This is a genomic window from Cohnella thailandensis, from assembly GCF_014212135.1.
GTDB classification, from domain to species: domain Bacteria; phylum Bacillota; class Bacilli; order Paenibacillales; family Paenibacillaceae; genus Cohnella; species Cohnella thailandensis.
The window spans coordinates 1-16,482 of record NZ_JACJVQ010000025.1; the positions used below are offsets into that span (position 1 = coordinate 1).

Sequence of the window (16,482 nt, forward strand, 5' to 3'; positions counted from 1 at the left end):
CTGCTGCTGGGCTTCGCCGCCGCGGGCAGCGCCGCGGCGGCGAAGCCCAGCAGCAGCGCGGCCGCAAGCGGCGCTGCCGCAAGCCGCTTCCGGCCGGCGGACCTCGGCCGGGGCGCGGCATCCATGCCTCCCTCCTCGCTCTCCCGTAGATGAAGAGCGAACCACAGCAGCAGCAGCAGCCATGCATAGCCGTACGACCAATCGAAGTCGATGGCGGAGTGGGCCAGCAGCAGGGCGGCCGGGGCCCAGGCGACCGAAGCCCTGCTTCGCATCTTGAAGACCAGCCAAAACAGCATGCCGACAAGCAGAAGGAATCCGAGCAGGCCGGTGTCGATCAGTATCTCCAGGTAGCCGCTATGGACCTCGTTGCCGATGTAAGGAACGCTTTTGTATTGGGAGGCGAGCATCCGCCAGCTCTCGCCGCCCGCTCCGATCCATGGCCGGTCGTGGAACATGCGGAGCGCGTCCGCGTAATAGAGCCATCTCGCCGAGGCGGTCTCGTAATGGCCATCCAGCCTCGCTCCCCCCGCCTCTCCTCTCGCCAGCAGTAGGTAAGCGGCCGCGCAGCCGATCAGAAGGAGGATCGCCCCCCATAACGGCGAAGCCAGAGAGAAACGCTTGCCCGGCAGAACGAGCCTGACCCTTCCGCTGGAGTCGAAGGATTGCCCATACCGATCCGCTTCGCGCCTTAGGCCAAGCAGGAGCGCGGCGCCGACGATCGCAGCCGCGGCCAGCAACCAGGCTCCGTTCCCCGGATCGCCTGCCCGCATCGTATCGAAAGCCCATCTCGCCGCGAGTGAAGCGAACGCCAGCGACACCCCGGCCGTCCCCAAGCGATGTCCGAGATTTCTTCGTCCCCCGAGGACCAGAGATAATAACGCGGCGCCAAGGAGCGCCAACAGGGCGCCTCTGGATTCGGTCAGCAACAGCGAGGCGAGCGCCGGAACGAGCAGCAGCGACGCAAAGCCTGAAGCCCAACGGCTTCTCGACGAGAGAAGCTGCCATTCAATCGCAACCATAAAAGCCGCGATAGCCCCGAACGTATTCGGATACTGCAGCAAGCCGGCCAAGCGCGCTCCCGTCGCCGCCAGCTCCGCTTGGTCGGAGCGGAAGACGAGGCCCTCCGTCTCGATCCAGCCGAACCAGCCGAACCAGGATCCTAGAAGGAGCAAGGTCCCTGCCGCTTGCAGGGCGGCCCACCCCGCCTTCCTATTCCGGGCATTGGACAAATAAAGCGACAGCAAGACAAACCAAGCCCCGTAAGCCGTCCACCGAAGGAAGGAATCCATCGTGCCCTTGACGCTGACGGGGTCCAGCAGCAGGTGAATCCCGTAAACTCCCGCGATCGCGAACGGCATCAATGCCCATCCCGGAATCACGGCCCTTCCGCGGCGCCAGCCGACGATTCCTCCCGCCAGGCCTGAGATCGCCCCCAAAGCGATCAGAACGATCTCCGCTCCGTAAAAATCCTCATCGAAAAACAAGCCCTCGCGAATCGCCCCGTAACCCAGAAGCGCGGCGACGGCAGCCGCGCCTCCCCAGGCAATCGCCGTATTCCGATTTATCCTCTTTATTGACGCCACTCTCTTCCCACGCCCCTTGCCGACTTGCCCTCTATTCCTAACAGACGATTCATTTCCGCATTTGGGTGAGCAGTTTCGCCATCATCAAGAAATAAATCGAGACGAGCAGAGAGACGCCTCCCCATAATAAATATCGGAATAAGATCCAGAATACGTTTTCCGAGCGCAAACAGACTGCGGCGAAGATAAGCGGCAAAATCCCTGCCAGATAGGCAAACAGGAGAGACAGCGCGATCCTATTCAATATTTTCGATAGCTCTATCCTTTTCACGGCATCACCCGAAGAGTCGTTGTAGCAGCAGTATCGGACGCTAATGCGGCTTCTAAACTCCGGCGAAAGGACGCCGACCCTCTTATCAAAATAGGCCTCCTCGCCCGAAGAACGAGAAGACCCTGCTTTTGGCCGTAGGCTCACTTCGAATGAAAGCTGCGCTTGCGCGACTCTTCCGATCGGGATTGGATGTTCTGCTCGACCTGATGGCGAAGCACGAAGGCGCGCAGCGGCCGGAGCATCTCCGTATCGAGCACCTTCATTCGGAAGCCGTAATGGATTTCGTCCAGCCGGCGTTCCCGGTGCACGACCTCCAGGTCGCAAGCGAACGTGAAGCCGAGATGAATGACCGCGCCGATTCGGGCAACCTTGGACATCTCCTCGTAGGGAGGCATGACAATGCCCACCCCGCCTATGCTGATATCGCGCAGCCGGGCTTCCAGAGGCGTGCTTAGGAGCTTGACCTCTCCGTCGTTCCGCACGAGCCGAAGGACTTGAACCGCTCCCTTCGCTTCAACGCGATAAAACTCTCTTTTCTCCTGGAATCTCTGACTGATAATGGGGGGTTGAATGACCGCGATGGCTCCGTCGTACTTGGCGAAGACGATCGATTGGAAGGATTGAATTCCCGCAGGCGAGTATACGGTTAGCTTGACGTTCTCGCCGAGCTCGAACAGCTCGAACTCGCTCAATTCGATCTCGAACAACTCTCCTTCCGCCCGAGTCATGATGCCCGTCGATACGAAGTTCGCCTTCTCGACGACCGTTCGGCATTGCAGCAGCATTTTCAGAGAGATCATGTCCTTGTCCGGCCCTACGTACGCGCTGCGATATGACGCGTCTTCTTGACTCATCCCGACTTCCACCTTTCTTCAGTCACCCTGCCTTCTCTTGACCGAGAAAAGCCAAAAAAAAGGCAGCATCCTCTCGGAAGCAGCCACGGAAACCGTCCTTATAGCCTCTAAAAGGGATAGAAGCGAATCTTCGGCGGCCAGGCTGTCATTGTTCTTGCGAACGTTAGACCCTTTAGCTTTGCGTCCTTGCCTTTCGACAAGTTTGCCTTTAACGTTATCCTATCCGGCGACTTTGCATGGGTGCAACGGCGTCCTCCGACGCCAAAACCGAAATAGCCAAGTTCCTTTAAATATAGCATCTTTGATGAATATTAGGTAGAAGGTTGGCGAAAAATGCTCCTTTGAGCTTATGCGTTCATTCGGATCGGCGGGAGAGCTTCATCTCGCTTGCTTCGATTCTTATCCTCGTACATCTTCCAGTCGGCGTTATCGACCAGCTGCTTCAACGTCACGCCGTCATCCGGGAATACGGAGGAGCCGATGGATACCGTCACTCTCTTATTCTCGGACTGGGACAAGCTCTCGAGCTTGGCCTCGATCTGCTCGTACAGGCTGCTCGCAGCCCCTCTCTCTACGTAAGGGCTGAGCAGAAGGAATTCGTCCCCGCCCCACCTTCCGACGATCTCTCCCCGGTCGGCCCGTTCCTTCAGCGCCTCGACGATTCGGGTCAGCACATGATCGCCCGTCAGATGGCCGTATGTATCGTTAATGAGCTTGAAATCGTTGACATCGATTAGCGTGACCGTCATCTTCTTGCTTCTGCGAAGAGCCTGCTCGGACAATCGCAGGAAGCACTCTTCGATAAAGCGCCGGTTATAGGCGCAAGTCAGGCTGTCCCGAACCGAGCGCTCCTTCATCCGGTCGTACTTCCGTCCCAGATGCCATCCTAGCGGCACTAGCGTCAGAAGGAATCCGATCCCCGAGGAGGCGACGAAGAGCTCGCGTCCGGTCCAGCCCGTTCCGGCGGCAGCCAGCAAGGCGACCGAGACGCTGACGAGAACCCCAAGGCCTATTCCTGCGAATCGTCCCGAACGTTCCATTCTCTCGCCCCTCCTGCATGCAATCGTTTACCGAAAGAATTATAGCAATATCGAATTCAAGAAGCTACCACGACACGATTTCGCCCTTGGTTCTTGGCTTGGTAGAGTGCCGCGTCGACTTGAGCGAACATCGACCGCAAATACTCCTTCACGTCATCGACCGGCTTCTGAAAAGCTTCTTCCGTAATCGTCCCCATGCTGATCGTGATTCCGACCGTCTCCTTGCCGACGGCGATCTCGCTGGCCGCCACCGCCTGAATGATCCGATCGGCCAGCAGCTCCGCCTGCTCCCGGTTCGTGTGAGGCAGATAAATCGTGAATTCCTCGCCGCCGTACCGGGCAAGAATGTCCGTTCTTCTAAGACTGTTCCGGACGGTCTCCGCCGTCTTGCAGATCACTTCGTCCCCGACGACATGCCCGTAACGATCGTTGAACGTCTTGAAATGATCGATGTCGAAAAGAAAGATCGAGAAGGGAGTCCCGTATCGATAGTTGAGCATTACCTCGTGCTCGAGCTGCTGCATCAGGAACCGGCGGTTATAGCATCCGGTCAGCCCGTCCGTAATGGCCATCTGTTCGAGCTTCTGGTTGACGCGGAACAGCTCCTCCTGAATCAGGATCAGCTCCAGGTTCCTCTCGTGGAGAGCCTCGTTCTTGCGGTTCATCTCTTCCACGTGCTTGCGCTGCTCGGTCACGTCCTGGAAGGTGATCACCTTCGCCAATACGGATTTCGTCTCGTCGAGTACGGGCGAAATCTGAATGGACACGTACCGCCCGTCCCTCCAGGAAATCTCCGTCTGCTGCCGGGACCCCGGATAGTTCCGGTACCGGTACAGGAACTCCCGAACCTCCTCCCGATGCTCGATGGAAGACAGGAACTTGTCCATCTCGAAGTCGTCTCCCTTGGCTACCAAGGCGAACGGCTCGGCGCCGCGATTCACCTCGATCACCTTGTTGCTGTCGTCGACGACGATGATCCCCATGCTCATGTGATCGATGATATCCTTCTGGGCGGTGCTCAGAACGTCGAACATGCCGTACCGGGAGATCGCGACGACGAAGCAGAAATCGGAGAGCAGAATTCCGATGGACATCAGGCCCGGCACGATCGGAAGATAATCCCTCAGCATGACGTTGACCAGTACGTCCAGCACGGCGAAGCCGGTCAGGACGAACATGCCGAGCAGCGTCGTCGTCATCTGCTTCCGGCGTTTGGACGAGCTGTCGTTCTTCATGGTGTAATACATGCTGATTAAGGTAACGAATAAATACCCGAATTGAGTAAAAGCCAGTAGCCAGAACATCGGGCCGTATTGGCGATCGCCCAGATGATCCCCCTCCGAGGTGAAGAACAGCCCGTTCGGGTTCCAGAGTACGGCTGCGACGCTGATGATGGAAGGCAAGAGGACGGCCGCCAGCCGGGAAGACTTAAGCCATGAGGTACGTTGGGTCAGGAACAGGACAAAAAACAGCCAGCCCGGTCCGATCAGCCCGATAGACACGAAGGAGAGCTTCAGAAATATCAGTTGAATGTCAGGCCTTACGGCGATGGAGACCGCGTACTGCCCGAGCGGCCACACCATCATGATAGAATGAAAAGCCAAATACACTTTATGAGTTCGAGTGATTTGGCTTATGGCAACGACGATGATGAGCAAGAAGAGAAGGCAAAGAAAAATGAACAAGTCTGGCCGAATCAGTCCCAAGGCATTCACCTTTTCTCCAATTCTATTCCCGGAAATTTATGGGACTTAATTCCTCTATTCTATCATAGAATGGATTTTTTCGACAATAAACTTTTACAAAATAATCATCCCGGACTTATCCTGCGTTCATATTGCCGGCAGAGTCCGCGAAGGCGTTGTCCGCGCGGGTTCGCCGCGCCAGCACGGTTTCTCCGAGCCGATAGAAAACGATTGCAACGAGGCCGACGAACGCCATCGCGACGAACATGACCGTGCCGTTGTACCTACTCAGCAGTAGGCCTCCGAGCCAGGGACCGATGAAGTGACCGATGCTGCTGAACGATTGGGCTCCGTAATAGGCGCCTCTCATTCGCTCCGGGGCTATCTTGTCCGTGAGAAGCGCGCTGGCCGGGAAGGTCAGAATCTCCCCGAAGGTAAAGACGATCATCGAGACGATAAAGCCGAGCCAGCTCTCCGACAAGCCGAAGCCGACATTGCCGAGCGAGTACATGACCGTGCCGACCGCGATGGCGGTCATGGCGGGGCGCTTCTCGGCCCAACGGCTGAACGGCACCTGCAGCACGACGACGACGATCGCGTTCACGCTCATCATGACGGCGAAGAGGGAAACCCCGTCCGCGAACTTGTCGCCCACGTATTGGGACAAGGAAGCGGTCATCTGGGAGTAGCTGATCGCGGTGACGATCGCGCCGAGCAAATAATACCGCAGCACGGTGTCTCCTTTGACCGCCTGCCAAACGGACAGGAAGGTCATCTCCGTTTTCTTCTCCCCTTCGATGCGGCGGATGCCGAACTTGTTGAGCAGCATATAGAGCGAGAACGCGTAGATGAAGTAAACGATTCCCGTGATGTAGAAGGGAAGCGAGCTGTCGCTCGTCGCGAAGAGCGCGCCAAGCAGCGGACCGACCGCAACGCCGACATTGATCGCCAGGTAGCGGAGGGAGAACACCCGCATCCTCTTCTCCTTTTCGGTCAAATCCGCCATCAAAGCCTGCGATACCGGTTCGTAGAAGGAACGGCACAGTCCGTTGAGCAGGCTAAGCAGCAAGAAGAGCACCACTTGCTGAGCCGCGGCGAACCCGACGAATACGACCCCCCAGCCGATCAAAGCGCCCAGCATGATTTTGCGGCGGCCGAACAGGTCGGACAGCGTTCCGCCGACGAAGCCGCCGAACGTTCCGGCCAGCGAGCCCGCTCCTACGATAAAGCCGATCATGACGGCGTCCAGATCGGTATTCTTGGCCAAGTGGATAGCAAGGAAGGGCAGGCTCATCGAAGAAGCAAGCCTGGCCAGGATGGTTCCGAGCAACAGCGAATGGACGATCGGATGGTACGAGCTGCGGAAATGAAGAAACTGTTTGTACAAGTTGTTTAGCTTCATGGACCTTCCTCATTTGCAATCATAATTCGTTCCATCATACGGAACTCTGTTTCATTTTAGGTATACCTACACTCCTAATAATAGCGAATATTTGTTCGGCTGGCTATAACAAAAATCCCTCTTCCGCGTTCGGAAGAGAGATTTTAGAAATCCTTTATATTAGGAACGGGACAGGACCTTCGCCAGATCGCCCTGCGCGTTCTTCTCCATGTACGGAGAGATGGCCAGGAACGCCCGGAGCTCCTCGTATTCCTTAATCGTCTCGGGCCGCGCGGGCTGTCCGGTCCTGAAGGCTCGGATCAGCAGGTTTTTGGGCGTGTTCTCAAGATCGATGAACTCCAGCATCTGAACTTTATAGCCGGCCAGCTCGAGAAGCTGCGCCCGGACCGCGTCGGTGACAAGCGCCGAGAATCTCTCCTTCAGGATTCCGTGCTTAAGCAGAGGCTTCAGGAGAGGCTGCTTGATCTGCCCGAACAGCTCGTGCTGGCAGCAAGGAACGGACAGGATGACCTCCGACTCCCACTCTATCGCCTGAAGCAATGCCGCATCGGTAGCCGTGTCGCACGCATGCAGCGTAACGACCATGTCGACCTTGTCCGAATCCTTGTATTCGGAGATATCCCCGACCGCGAACGTCAGCCGATCCCATCCGAGCTTACCGGCGAGCCTTGCGCACGTCTCGATCACGTCCGCTTTCAGATCGAGGCCGAAGATGCGAACGTCGCGCTTCTCTTTATTCGCAAGCAGGTGATAGAGCGCGAACGTCAAATAGGATTTGCCGCAGCCGAAGTCGACGATCCGCAGCTCCCGGCCTTTCGGCAGCTGGTCAAGAGTATCCGATACCATCTCCAGGAAGCGGTTGATCTGCCGGTACTTATCGTACTTCCCCTTGACGACGCGGCCGTCGGGCGTCATGACGCCGAGCTCGACCAGGAAGGGCACCGGCTCTCCTTCCGGCAGGGCGTAGGACTTGATCTTGTTATGGGAAGGAGCCGCCGCAGCCGCATTCTTGGAAGTCGGCGCGCCGCGAATCAGGGCGGGCTTGCCCTTCTTGCTGATAAGCACCTGGACGTCCGCCTCGGCCGTCTTGAACAGCGCCTGCCGGAACTCGCTCTCCAGCAGCCGCGACATCTCCCGCGCGGCTTCCTCCGGCGCGAGATTGCTGTGAAGGGCCTTGTTGCCGACCAGCCGTTCGAACTGGTAGCGGAGCCCGTCCTTAAGCTTTACGGGTCGCACCGCGATTTTGCGGGCGGCCTCCTCGTTCTTGTGACGAGGCTGGCTGAACGTGGCCTGCAGGAGCCGCTCTTCCGCCATCGTCTCTTGGATGAAGGATTCCAGCTCCGCTTGCCTGCCCCGCTCTTGTTTATCCTGCAAATCTTGATTCATGATACCGACTCTCCCGCCAGCAATCTCCATTGCGCCATGCCTTCCCGAAGCTCCTCTCTCGAGAGTCCCCCAGCCTCCAGCTCGCTATCGTCCAGCAGATCCAGCCGCTCGTAGAAAGCGATGCCTTCTTCGAAGCTAGCGCCTCCCGTGTCATGCAGCTCATAGAGCAGGTCCTCGGCATCCGCCAGCTTCTTCCCGCTCTCGTACCACTGCCATAAAGAGCGCTTCGTTTCGGCCGTCCGCTCATAAGGCTCCGTTCGGTCGATCAGCTTGGCCGCTCTATTTTCCAACTCGAAACCCGTTATCGGCCCGTTCATCTTGAGCACGTAGAGAATCAGCCGAAGCGCCTTCTCGTACCTTGGAAGGGTGTCGTGAAGCCGCCCCTGCTCCTCGAGAATTTCGCCTTCCTCCTGCAGGAAAATAGCGATCATCGCGACGGACTCCATGTTCGGCTGGCCCCCCACGCTCAGCATCTGCAGCAGATCCTCGTCGGAGAGGCCCAGAGCAAGCTTCGTTCTCATTCGCAGCTCCTTGTTCAGGAACTCGTCGATCAGCGCGAGGGCCTCGTCGTTCTTCTTCTGCTCCTTGAGCCCCATGAGCTGGCCCATCATCTGAGTCATCTGGGAGATCATTCTCATCAAGTAGTCGCGGCTATACATCCCGGCTCTTATCCTTCGCTTCCATGGAACGGTCGACGAACTCGACGATGGTTTGGGCAAAAGCGAGCGGCTTCTCCAGCATGCCCATATGCCCGGCTTGCGCGAGCGTCAGCGGGGTGATGTGCGGGCCGTTCGCCGGGAATCGCTTCTCCGGCGCGATGACGGCGTCCGCTTCTCCGGCGAGCAGCAGCACCGGAACCTGCGCTTCCTTCAGCACATGCAGCCGATCCGGACGGTCCTTCATGCCGAGCGCGCCGCCGATGGCGCCCTGCGGCGAAGTGCGATAGCCGATCTCGCGGGCGAAGGCTAGCTTCTCCGGCATCGTCGTCCGATGGTCGGGCGCGAACAGCTTCGGAATCAGGTCGTCGATATGGCCCTTGATCCCTTCCTCCGCTACCCGCTTCGCTACCTTCTCCCGTCCGGCCTTGCCCGCCTCGTCGTCCGGATACGTCGTGGAGTGCAGCAGCCCGAAGCCGAGAAGGCGCTCCGGATGCTTCTCCGCGAACGCCAGCGCCGCATAGCCGCCCATCGAATGCCCGAACACGAAGGCGCGTTCGATCTTCAGCTCGTCCAGCAGGTCGACGACATCCTGGGCGAGACGCTCCATCGGGTAGGCGCCTTCCGTCGCTCCCGACTCCCCGTGGCCCCGGCAATCCGGAGCGATGACGCGGAAGCGCCAGCTCAGCATGGGAACCGCTTCGTCGAAATAATGCCGGTCTCCGCAATATCCGTGAAGCAGCACGACGGGAATTCCTTGTCCCTCGTCGCTGTAGGCAATCTTGAGTCGATCCGCGCTCATAATGGATGGCATAAAGTCACGTCCCTTCCGATTGGTTACTTCCCAATTCGTTATTTCTATTGTACCGAATCGTCTTCCACGAATTCAAATAAACTTCCTTGCCCCAGGCGCGCGCCGCCGCGTTGGCGATTTCTTCCGCCATGACCAGCACCCGATGAAGGGAGGTCGTCTGCAGCGTCCAATACGGCTTCGGGCCGATGGCGCCCACGACCGCCGCGATGCTATAAGACCCGACGGGAGGAAAATTTCGCCCGACCGACTTGGCCGGCTGAAGCGGTCCTTCGGTCAGCAGGTAGCGTCCGATGCTCTCCGGCCTGCCGAGGCAGGCGTCGACGGCAATGATCGGTTCTCCCGGCGCAAGGGAGTCGATCGCGCGCGGAAGCCGGTCGGCATCGCACGGGTCCTCGAGCGTGCCGGTCACCCGGCCGAAGCCTCTCTCCCGGAGCATCGTGCCGACCCAAGGCCCCAGGCTGTCGCCCGTCGACCGGTCGGTGCCGATGCAGAGGAAACGGATCTCGTCCGCGCGGTGGAGGGACGCCGCTCCGGCTAGAAAGCTCTCGAGAGTCGCGAGCTCCTCGGTCTTCCGGGGCTCCGAGTAATAGGAATTGGGCATGAAGCTATTGGCTCCTTCAACAATTGTGCTGGCAGTGAAACGCAGTAACGATGGATGATCCAAAAAAGGCGATTCGACGATCTAAGTAAGCCCCGTTCGCGTGGACATGCGGCTCATAGGATATAATCGGGAGAATGCGACGAGCCCCTCCTTTGAAGGAACAGGAGGAATGGATCCATGGGTTGCCGCATCGGCAAAATTTTTATCCTCAACAACGAAGGTACCGTCATTATCGGCAACGTTCAAACGGTGAGCGGCGGCGGCTCCGGCGGAACGAACGCGGGCAACGGCCAAAATGGCGGCAACGGCGCAAACGGCGGCAATGGCGCGAATGGCGGTACCATTGCGAACGGCGGCAATAACGCAAAAGGCGGCAGCGGTGCCGGCGGCAATGGCGCGAATAGCGGCGGCGGCGCAAAAAGCAGCAAACGTGCGAATGGCGGCAGCGGCGCGAATGGCGGTACCGGGACGGCGGGCGGCAACGGCCCGGCCGGCGGAAGCGTCGGCGCCGTGCCGACGCGTTCGTCTTCCAAGGGACGCTCGATCTCGGGTACCGGACGCCGAACCGACCGGAATCGATAGGCCGTCCCCCGTTCTCTTCGTCGCGGCGTTTTCCTTAAAGATAGCAAAAGAAGCCGCCGTCCGCCAACCCGAGTCTCGCTCTGCGTGACCTCAAGACGGCGTTCGCCCGGCGACCGAGGCGGTCCCGCGTGTTCATCGGGCGGCGGTTATGATACAATGGGCATCAACAAGCGCTATAGCGAGAGGAAGATGACCCATGGATTTATCCCAACCGACCCAAGCGAACGTCGAGTTCATGATAGAAGCGATTAAGCTGAAGCTTCGCATGGCTTCCGGAGCCGCGATGCAAGCCTCGCACTTCCAAGTCGACAAGTACGAGGATATCAAAGACATTTACGACATGGTGAACTCCAAGGACAAGTTCAGCATCAGCGAAGTGGAAGCTCTCGTCTCCGAGCTGGGCAAGCTCCGGGGATAACGTTTGGCCGGCATACGCTGAAATCGAACGTGATTTTTCATGTTCATTTTCCTTGATTCGGCGAAAGTAACGTATTGAACGTGATTTTTCATGTTTAATGGGCTTCGATTCTGCGGAAATGACGAAACGAACATGATTTTTCATGTTTATCTCCTCATTTCCGCGCTTCCGGCGAAATTAAACGTGATTTTTCATGTTTATTGACCTCACGTTTTTACCGCCGCCCCGCCCCCGACACAAAAGGCAGCTGCCCCGCGTTTTCCCGCGCGGGAGCAACTGCCTTTTTTTTGCGATCGGCTTGCCGTTCGATTTCGCTTAGCCGCCGAAGCCGACGGCCTGCAGGAAGCGGCCGAAAGCGGCTTGGCCCGCCTCGCTGTCCTTGTACACGCCCGCGTCCGCGAGAACGGCGCGGAACTTGTCGCCGACCGCCGAGCGGAGAACCTCCTGCGCGGCGCTCTCTTCAAGAGCGGTGCCGTGCGCGGCGGCCAGCTCGGCGATCCACGGAGCGTGCTTCGCCAGCGGATGGTCCGCCTTCGCCAGCTCGCCGGCGTCGTAAGGCGCCGCTCCGGTCAGGATCGCGGCGATCTGCGCGAGCTCGTCCTGCAGGCGGCCCGGCAGAACGGCGAGGCCCATCACCTCGATCAAGCCGATGTTCTCTTTCTTGATGTGATGCAGCTCCTTATGCGGATGGAAGATGCCGTCCGGATGCTCCTCGCTCGTGCGGTTGTTGCGCAGCACGAGGTCCATCTCGTACTCGCCCGCGTCCGTCATGCGGGCGATCGGCGTGATCGTGTTGTGAGGCGTCTCGCCCGTGAAGGCGTTCACCTCCGCCGACGGATCGCTGTACCCGCGCCAGGCGTCCAGAATGGAGCCGCTGACGCGAAGCAGCGCGGCGCGATCGTTCGAGCGCAGGCGCACGACCGACATCGGCCAGCGAACGACCGCCGCTTTGACGGCTCCCTCGACGTTATGCGTCCGCCAGCGATCGATGCCAGCCTTCTCCATCGGGAAAACATGGCGGCCGCCTTGGAAGTGGTCGTGGTTCAGGATCGATCCGCCGACGATCGGCAGGTCCGCGTTCGAGCCGATGAAATAATGCGGGAAGCTCTCCACGAAGTCGAGCAGGCGCGCGAACGTCGCCGCCGAGATCTTCATCGGAACGTGCTCGCCGCACAGAATGATGCTGTGCTCGTTGTAGTAAACGTAAGGGGAGTACTGGAAGAACCATTGCGCCCCTTGCAGCTCGACCGGAAGAATGCGGATGTTCTGACGGGCCGGATGGTCCACGCGTCCCGCGTAGCCGACATTCTCCCTGCAGAGCAGGCACTTCGGATAATTCGCCTGGGGAAGCGTCTTGAGCAGCGCGATCTCCTTCGGATCCTTCTCCGGCTTGGACAGGTTGATCGTAATCTCCAGCTCTCCGTACTCGGTCGCATGAAGCCAGTAGCCGTTCTTGCGGATGCGGTCCATGCGGATGTAGTTGGAGTCGATGTTCAGCTTATAGAACCAATCCGTCGCCGCCTTGACGCCTTTCTCTCCCGCGATCCGCCGGAATTCCGCGTTCGTCTCCGACGGACGCGGCATCAGCATTCCCATGATGCGGGCGTCGAACAGGTCGCGGTACGTCGTCGTATTGTCCGGAATCAGGCCAAGCCCGAAAGCGGCGTCGAGCAGCGGCTCCAGGATCGGCATCGGGCCGTCCGGCAGCCCGGAGGAAGCCTCCGAGGCGCCGAGGTCCGCCGGCTCCGCCAGCTTAAACAGATCGAGCAGCGAGTTGACCGCGTACTCCTCGTCGAGCGGCTCGATCATGCCCTTCGCCAGAGCGAAGTCGACCAGTCGCCGAATTCCCGCATAGATGTTCTCCGGAGACGAAGCCGCCCCCGCCGATGTTGCTGCGTTCATGATGCAATGCCTCCGTCCTATTTCTCGTAGCCGTTCGGATGGCTGCTATGCCAAGACCAAGCGCTTGCGATGATGTCCTTCAACTGAGCCCTGCGAGGATTCCAGTCCAGCTCTTTGCGGGCGCGTTCCGGCGAAGCGACGAGCACGGCGGGGTCGCCGGCGCGGCGCGGCTCGACGCGAACCGGGATCGGATGGCCCGTTACTTCGCGGGACAGGTCGATCACTTGCTTGACCGAGAAGCCGGATCCGCTTCCGAGGTTATAGATCGCGCTGTCGCCGCCCTTGCGCAGGCGTTCCAGGGCAAGCACGTGGGCGTCCGCCAGGTCGCTGACGTGGATGTAGTCGCGCAGGCAAGTGCCGTCCTCGGTCGGGTAATCGTCGCCGAACACCGAGATGAACTCGCGCTGGCCGAGAGCCACTTGCAGCACCAGAGGGATGAGATGCGTCTCCGGGCTGTGGTCCTCGCCGATCTTGCCGCTCTCGTGGGCGCCCGCCGCGTTGAAGTAGCGAAGCGACGTATACTTCACCCCGTGCGCGTGATCGAACCAACGGATCATTTTCTCCATCGCGAGCTTCGTTTCCCCGTAGGCGTTCGTCGGAAGAGTGCGGTCGTACTCGTCGATCGGCACCTTCTCCGGTTCGCCGTAAGTCGCCGCGGTGGAGGAGAAAATTATGCGCTTCACGTTCGCCTTCTTCATAGCTTCCAACAGGCAGAGCGTTCCGTATACGTTATTGTGGTAGTATTTGCCCGGGTTCTGCATGCTCTCGCCGACGAGCGAATTCGCCGCGAAATGGATGACCCCGTCGATCTCGTTCTCCGCGAACACCTTATCCAGGAACGCTTCGTCCCGCAGATCCCCTTCGTAGAACTTGCCGCCGAGCAGCGCGTCCTTGTGCCCCTGGTACAAATTGTCGATGACGACGACCTCTTCGCCCTTCTCCAGAAGGGCCGCTACCGCGTGGGATCCGACATAGCCGGCTCCTCCCGTTACCAATACCGCCATGTTACGCTTCCTCCTTCCATTCTTTGACGCCGTCTCCGATGTCGCATACGTAGAAGTCCGCCGTAAGGCCCGTTGCGCCCTTGTACTTCTCGCCGACCTCGGAGACGAAGCGTTCCACCGAATCCCGGTGCACCAGCGACACCGTGCAGCCGCCGAAGCCCGCGCCCGTCATGCGGGAACCGAGCACGCCCGGAACCGCGCGAGCCGCGTCCACCATCGCGTCCAGCTCCGCGCCCGTTACCTCGTACAGGTCGCGCAGCGAATCGTGCGAGCCGTTCATGAGCTGCCCGAAGGCCGCCAGATCGTTAGCCGTCAGAGCCGTGATCGAGCGCTTGACGCGGTCGATCTCTTCCACCACGTGCCGGGCGCGACGGCGTACCGTCTCGTCCTTGACGAGGCCCGCGTTCGCTTCGAATTGCTCGAGGGTAAGCTGGCCGAGCAGCGTCAGGTCCGGGAAAGCCGCCTTGAGATCCCGAACCGCTTCCTCGCACTGGGCGCGGCGCTCGTTGTACTTCGAATCGACCAGCCCGCGGCGCTTGTTCGTGTTGCCGATGACAAGCTTGTAGTCGCCGGATCGGAAAGGAACGAGCTCGTACTCGAGCGTGTCGCAATCCAGGTGGATCGCATGGTCCTTCTTGCCGTTCGCGACCGCGAATTGATCCATGATGCCGCTCTTGACGCCGACGAACTCGTTCTCCACGTGCTGCGACCAGCGCGCGATCTCGACCGTGTCGATCTTCCGGCCTTCCAGCGTCAGCAGGGCGAACATCGTCACGACTTCGATCGAAGCCGAGGACGAAAGGCCGGCTCCGTTCGGAATTTCTCCGTGGAACAGAAGATCGTAGCCACCGGAGAGCTTGATTCCCCGCTGCTCCAGCTCCCAAACGACACCCTTCGGGTAGTTCGTCCAGTCGTCTTCCTCCTTGTAGCTCAGGCCGTCGACCGGAACGGTCCTCGTCAGATCGAAGTTCGTGGAAGCGAAGCCGAGCTGGCGATCGTTTCTCGGACGGATCAGCAGCGTCGTCCCGAAGGTCAAGGCCGCCGGGAACACCGCTCCTCCGTTATAGTCGGTATGCTCGCCGATCAGGTTGACGCGTCCCGGCGCCTGGAAGACGCGCAGGCCTTCCTCCCCGCCGCCGAAGCGGGCCAAAAATTGCTGGGTCAATTGCGGAATATGCGGCATGGTATCGGATACTCTCCTTATGGAAGCTTGATTTGGTAACTCTAGTATAGCGGATAGAGAGATTTTCGGAAAATGGCTTGATGTGTTGTTCATATGGACAAAAGTGACTTTCTGTAACCGAAGACCCCATGCGTCATGGTACAATGGAATCATCCTGTTCGACCTTATCCCGTTCGCAAAGGAGTCCGTACCCCATGAGCCCATCCCATACCTATCAAGTCGTCTCCCATCCGTTCGCGGCCGGCCCGGATCGGCAAGGCGAGCCGCTGTCCGTCCTGTTCGCCGGCGAGAGCCAGACCAAGCCGGAGCATAAAGTCGGGCCCAAAGTCGTGGATTATTTTTTGCTGCACCACGTCCTGTCCGGACGGGGCACGTTCGTCAGCGGCGATCTCCGGGCCGAGCTGAGGGCGGGGCAGAGCTTCCTTATCCATCCGGGCCATCTGGTCAGCTACGAATCGGACCCCGCGGATCCCTGGCGATACCTGTGGATCGCGTTCGCCGGGCCGCTCGCCGACGAGCTCGCGAGGAATGCCGGCCTGTCCGTCGAATCGCCGATCGCGGATACGGGAAGCAATCCTCTGCCCGCCGCGTGCTTCGAGGCGATCTTCGAGACGTTCCGGCTGAAAGCGCGGTCCGCTTCGCTCAAAGCGGCCGGCCAGCTGCACCTGCTGCTCGCCGAGCTTAGGGAGGCCGCGACGGAAGAGCAGCCGGCGCCGCTTCGGCCGGAATCCCATAGCGAAGAGCTCGTCCGGCAGGTCGCGAGCTACCTCGCCACCCAATACGCCGAGCCGGTGACCATCGAATCGATGTCCGAGTCCCTCGGCTACAACCGCGCCTATTTGTCCCGCATTTTCAAGCAGCATACCGGCCTTACGCCGATCTCTTTTCTGACCCGGACCCGCATCGACCACGGCCGCAGGCTCCTTCGCGAGCGTCCGGAGCTGACCGTCGAGCAGATCGCCTCCTCCGTCGGCTATCCGGATGCCCTCTACTTCTCGAAGCAGTTCCGCAAGCGCTGCGGCCAAACTCCTTCCGAGTACCGCGCTTCCGTTATCAAGCCGTAATTCCGATTTCGGGTCGCAACTGGCATGAAGCTCCCTC

General features: G+C 59.5%; 15 protein-coding genes and 1 riboswitch. Of the genes, 3 read left to right on the plus strand and 12 right to left on the minus strand.

The features are described from left to right. The 9 genes from H7B67_RS31370 to yyaC all read right to left on the minus strand — a co-directional run. Positions 1 to 1,583, minus strand: a 1,583-nt coding sequence (locus H7B67_RS31370) for an O-antigen ligase family protein (RefSeq protein WP_185123050.1), incomplete at its 3' end; no start/stop codon positions are given. A 411-nt stretch (positions 1,584 to 1,994) separates the two neighbouring features. Further along, entirely contained in the window at positions 1,995 to 2,708 is a 714-nt protein-coding gene (locus tag H7B67_RS27245) for a PilZ domain-containing protein (protein ID WP_185123051.1), read from the minus strand. A 129-nt stretch (positions 2,709 to 2,837) separates the two neighbouring features. After that, a riboswitch (cyclic di-GMP riboswitch) is annotated at positions 2,838 to 2,925 on the minus strand. Positions 2,926 to 3,055: 130 nt separating this feature from the next. Next, the gene (locus H7B67_RS27250) at positions 3,056 to 3,748 is read right to left on the minus strand and encodes a GGDEF domain-containing protein (protein WP_185123052.1); all 693 of its coding nucleotides are present in this window, start codon (positions 3,746 to 3,748) and stop codon (positions 3,056 to 3,058) included. A 56-nt stretch (positions 3,749 to 3,804) separates the two neighbouring features. Continuing rightward, complete coding sequence (locus tag H7B67_RS27255; RefSeq protein WP_185123053.1) at positions 3,805 to 5,463, minus strand: diguanylate cyclase; 1,659 nt, start codon at positions 5,461 to 5,463, stop codon at positions 3,805 to 3,807. 106 nt (positions 5,464 to 5,569) lie between these two features. Then, positions 5,570 to 6,835, minus strand: a complete 1,266-nt coding sequence (locus H7B67_RS27260; RefSeq protein ID WP_185123054.1) for an MDR family MFS transporter — start codon at positions 6,833 to 6,835, stop codon at positions 5,570 to 5,572. A gap of 159 nt (positions 6,836 to 6,994) precedes the next feature. Next, a complete protein-coding gene (locus tag H7B67_RS27265; protein WP_185123055.1) occupies positions 6,995 to 8,221 on the minus strand; it encodes a class I SAM-dependent methyltransferase in 1,227 nt (408 codons plus the stop codon). Further along, positions 8,218 to 8,880: a DUF6483 family protein gene (locus H7B67_RS27270; RefSeq protein WP_185123056.1), complete on the minus strand. Its 663-nt coding sequence runs from the start codon at positions 8,878 to 8,880 to the stop codon at positions 8,218 to 8,220. The genes H7B67_RS27265 and H7B67_RS27270 overlap by 4 nt, the downstream gene beginning before the upstream one ends. Continuing rightward, positions 8,873 to 9,691, minus strand: a complete 819-nt coding sequence (locus H7B67_RS27275; RefSeq protein WP_185123057.1) for an alpha/beta fold hydrolase — start codon at positions 9,689 to 9,691, stop codon at positions 8,873 to 8,875. The genes H7B67_RS27270 and H7B67_RS27275 overlap by 8 nt, the downstream gene beginning before the upstream one ends. 4 nt (positions 9,692 to 9,695) lie before the next feature. After that, positions 9,696 to 10,292 carry a spore protease YyaC gene (gene yyaC, locus H7B67_RS27280; RefSeq protein ID WP_185123058.1) on the minus strand — a complete coding sequence of 199 codons (597 nt, stop codon included), beginning with the start codon at positions 10,290 to 10,292 and terminating at the stop codon, positions 9,696 to 9,698. 177 nt (positions 10,293 to 10,469) lie between these two features. Between yyaC and H7B67_RS27285 the strand changes: the two genes are divergently transcribed. Next, positions 10,470 to 10,874: a hypothetical protein gene (locus H7B67_RS27285; RefSeq protein WP_185123059.1), complete on the plus strand. Its 405-nt coding sequence runs from the start codon at positions 10,470 to 10,472 to the stop codon at positions 10,872 to 10,874. A gap of 196 nt (positions 10,875 to 11,070) precedes the next feature. After that, the gene (locus H7B67_RS27290) at positions 11,071 to 11,292 is read left to right on the plus strand and encodes a DUF1128 domain-containing protein (protein WP_185123060.1); all 222 of its coding nucleotides are present in this window, start codon (positions 11,071 to 11,073) and stop codon (positions 11,290 to 11,292) included. A gap of 315 nt (positions 11,293 to 11,607) precedes the next feature. Here the strand turns inward: H7B67_RS27290 and H7B67_RS27295 are convergent, their stop codons facing one another. From H7B67_RS27295 to H7B67_RS27305, 3 genes are read right to left on the minus strand one after another with little or no spacing between them, the layout of a single operon-like run. Further along, positions 11,608 to 13,194, minus strand: coding sequence for a UDP-glucose--hexose-1-phosphate uridylyltransferase (locus tag H7B67_RS27295; RefSeq protein ID WP_185123061.1), 1,587 nt, complete (start codon positions 13,192 to 13,194; stop codon positions 11,608 to 11,610). 17 nt (positions 13,195 to 13,211) lie between these two features. Then, positions 13,212 to 14,198 (minus strand): UDP-glucose 4-epimerase GalE, encoded by a 987-nt coding sequence (gene galE, locus H7B67_RS27300; RefSeq protein ID WP_185123062.1) that lies wholly within the window; start codon positions 14,196 to 14,198, stop codon positions 13,212 to 13,214. 1 nt (position 14,199) lies between these two features. Further along, positions 14,200 to 15,381: a galactokinase gene (locus H7B67_RS27305; RefSeq protein ID WP_185123063.1), complete on the minus strand. Its 1,182-nt coding sequence runs from the start codon at positions 15,379 to 15,381 to the stop codon at positions 14,200 to 14,202. 194 nt (positions 15,382 to 15,575) lie between these two features. Here H7B67_RS27305 and H7B67_RS27310 point away from each other — a divergent pair, with 194 nt between their 5' ends. Then, entirely contained in the window at positions 15,576 to 16,445 is an 870-nt protein-coding gene (locus H7B67_RS27310) for an AraC family transcriptional regulator (protein ID WP_185123064.1), read from the plus strand. Positions 16,446 to 16,482 lie beyond the last annotated feature (37 nt).

Bases quoted from the DNA above. Each gene is read 5' to 3' on its own strand.
- H7B67_RS27305 (WP_185123063.1), bottom strand. From the start codon at position 15,381: ATGCCGCATATTCCGCAATTGACCCAGCAATTTTTGGCCCGCTTCGGC.
- galE (WP_185123062.1), bottom strand. From the start codon at position 14,198: ATGGCGGTATTGGTAACGGGAGGAGCCGGCTATGTCGGATCCCACGCG.
- yyaC (WP_185123058.1), bottom strand. From the start codon at position 10,292: ATGCCCAATTCCTATTACTCGGAGCCCCGGAAGACCGAGGAGCTCGCG.
- H7B67_RS27270 (WP_185123056.1), bottom strand. From the start codon at position 8,880: ATGTATAGCCGCGACTACTTGATGAGAATGATCTCCCAGATGACTCAG.
- H7B67_RS27310 (WP_185123064.1), top strand. From the start codon at position 15,576: ATGAGCCCATCCCATACCTATCAAGTCGTCTCCCATCCGTTCGCGGCC.
- H7B67_RS27295 (WP_185123061.1), bottom strand. From the start codon at position 13,194: ATGAACGCAGCAACATCGGCGGGGGCGGCTTCGTCTCCGGAGAACATC.
- H7B67_RS27290 (WP_185123060.1), top strand. From the start codon at position 11,071: ATGGATTTATCCCAACCGACCCAAGCGAACGTCGAGTTCATGATAGAA.
- H7B67_RS27265 (WP_185123055.1), bottom strand. From the start codon at position 8,221: ATGAATCAAGATTTGCAGGATAAACAAGAGCGGGGCAGGCAAGCGGAG.
- H7B67_RS27250 (WP_185123052.1), bottom strand. From the start codon at position 3,748: ATGGAACGTTCGGGACGATTCGCAGGAATAGGCCTTGGGGTTCTCGTC.
- H7B67_RS27285 (WP_185123059.1), top strand. From the start codon at position 10,470: ATGGGTTGCCGCATCGGCAAAATTTTTATCCTCAACAACGAAGGTACC.
- H7B67_RS27275 (WP_185123057.1), bottom strand. From the start codon at position 9,691: ATGCCATCCATTATGAGCGCGGATCGACTCAAGATTGCCTACAGCGAC.
- H7B67_RS27260 (WP_185123054.1), bottom strand. From the start codon at position 6,835: ATGAAGCTAAACAACTTGTACAAACAGTTTCTTCATTTCCGCAGCTCG.
- H7B67_RS27245 (WP_185123051.1), bottom strand. From the start codon at position 2,708: ATGAGTCAAGAAGACGCGTCATATCGCAGCGCGTACGTAGGGCCGGAC.